Origin of the sequence: Pseudoalteromonas sp. S3431, from assembly GCF_000690035.1 — a bacterium.
GTDB lineage: Bacteria > Pseudomonadota > Gammaproteobacteria > Enterobacterales > Alteromonadaceae > Pseudoalteromonas > Pseudoalteromonas fuliginea.
Map to the genome: position 1 here is coordinate 1 of NZ_JJNY01000155.1, position 2,136 is coordinate 2,136.

Annotated in this window: 1 protein-coding gene; it reads left to right on the forward strand. The window is 38.5% G+C overall.

Going from position 1 to position 2,136, the window contains the following annotated elements; translation table 11 throughout:
• The first annotated feature begins 221 nt into the window (after positions 1-221).
• On the forward strand, positions 222-1,931 hold the full coding sequence (locus DO88_RS00030; protein WP_033041286.1) for a GNAT family N-acyltransferase: 1,710 nt from the start codon (positions 222-224) through the stop codon (positions 1,929-1,931).
• Positions 1,932-2,136: the final 205 nt, after the last annotated feature.

Below are 2,136 nucleotides of genomic sequence, written 5' to 3' on the forward strand. Positions count from 1 at the left end.
AAATAGACCCCATATATAAGCTGATTGGTATAAAAACCGAGCAACAAGAGTAAATTGCCCCTAGGCAGAGTCCTACGGGCTGCGGATGTTTAACCTCAAAAGATAAAACATGCCTTGGCTCAATTCGCACTTTAAAAAGTCACACAACTGCAAAGTAACTGTCACACCCTTTTTTTATTCTAAGTAAATGGTAAACATGCCAATGCGTGAAAGAGGTTTATATGATTAGTATTGATAAAGTGATTGCAGCAAATTTACCACAATTAGAAAAATCACCAAAAGTAAAAGGCCTTGTAAAAAAAGGGCTGGGGTATCTGTTACATGAACAGGAGTTTGTTGCCTTTGGTGATGCTTACCCTCACTTGCAAGGTTTAGAGTTTGTTGAACAGGTATTAGATGAGCTTGATTTTGATACACGCTACAAACCTAAACAAATTGAACATATCCCCAATGAAGGTAAGCTGGTTATTGTTGCAAACCACCCTATCGGCTCTTTGGATGCACTTGCACTTATTAAAGTACTCTCAACTGTTAGACAAGATTTAAAGGTTGTAGCTAACCGTATGCTGATGTCGGTTACCCCCATGCATGAACTGTTACTACCCGTTGATAACTTATCTGGAACAAGTAAAAAACAAGAACTCAATAATATCCACCAACACTTAAAAAACGAAGGTGCACTGCTTATATTCCCTGCCGGTGAAGTCTCTCGTTTGAGCCCCACAGGCATAAAAGATTGCAAGTGGAATAGCGGTTTTTTACGTATGGCAAAAAAAGCCAACTGCCCCATTTTACCTGTTTTTATAAAAGCTAAAAACAGCCCTTTATTTTATGGCACATCAATGATTTATAAGCCTCTAGCGAGTTTGCTACTGGTCAAAGAAATGTTTAAGCAACGTCAAAAGTCATTGGAGTTTGAAATTGGAGCTTCAATTCCGCCTGAGTCTTATTTGATAGAAAATCTAAAAGATAAAGAAGTTGTAAACCTTATTCGTAAGCAGCTTTATAGGCTAACGTCTAAAAAGCCGTTACCACTAAAAACACAAATGCCTCTTGCTATACCTGAATGCAGAAAAGAGCTAAAAAAAGCGATTGATCAATGCCAGTTGCTGGGTAAAACAATCGACGATATGCATATTCACCTTTATCAATATACCGGTAGCTCTGCGGTGTTTAGAGAGCTAGGTCGATTAAGGGAAATTGCATTTAGAGCAGTGGGAGAAGGCAGCGGTAAGCGTCGAGATATAGATAAATATGATATGGATTATCAACATCTTGTATTATGGGATCCTACTCAATTAGAACTCGTTGGTGCATACCGATTAGCTTGTGCGCAAGATATAATAAAAAAACACGGACGAAAAGGGCTCTACACTGATAGCTTATTTTCCTATACAGAGGCCATGACCCCCTACTTACACCAAGGTATTGAGCTTGGTCGCAGCTTTGTACAACCAAAGTATTGGGGACGTAAAAGCTTAGACTATCTTTGGTATGGTATCGGCGCCTTTATTAAAAACTACCCACAATACCGTTACTTATTTGGCGCTGTAACCGTACCTAATACCCTACCAGAGCAGGCAAAAGCCATGCTTGTTTATTATTATCAACATTACTACAAAAACAATGTGCAACTAGCAATGCCTAACAATGAATTTAGACTAAGCGATCAACAACTCACACAATGCCAAACAGTGTTCAGTGGCAACAATGTGAAAGAAGATTTTGTAGAGCTTAAGCACGTACTAGCCAATATGGGAGCGCAAGTCCCCACGTTATTTAAACAATACACTGAGCTCTGTATGCCCGGTGGCGTACAGTTTTTAAGTTTTAGTATTGATCCCGACTTTAACAATTGTATAGACGGCTTGGTTTTAGTCGACCTGGAAAGCGTAAAAGAGAACAAAGCAAAACGTTACTTAAAAAAATAATAACTAGTGCAAAAACTAGAAAAATTTATTACAACATGTGTTTGGCATTCATGTTATCTCATTGCCTATTTATGCACAGTAACGGCATTGCATAGACGTGGCCGATTAAATAACCTGAACTCTGGATAAATCTATCTCAAGTAGAGTTCAGGCTAAAGGGTTCTTTCTAGGGACAATTAACTCTTTGTTGCTCGGTTTTTACTTA

Excerpts from the sequence above, each read along its gene's own strand:
- DO88_RS00030 (WP_033041286.1), top strand. The coding sequence starts at position 222 with ATGATTAGTATTGATAAAGTGATTGCAGCAAATTTACCACAATTAGAA.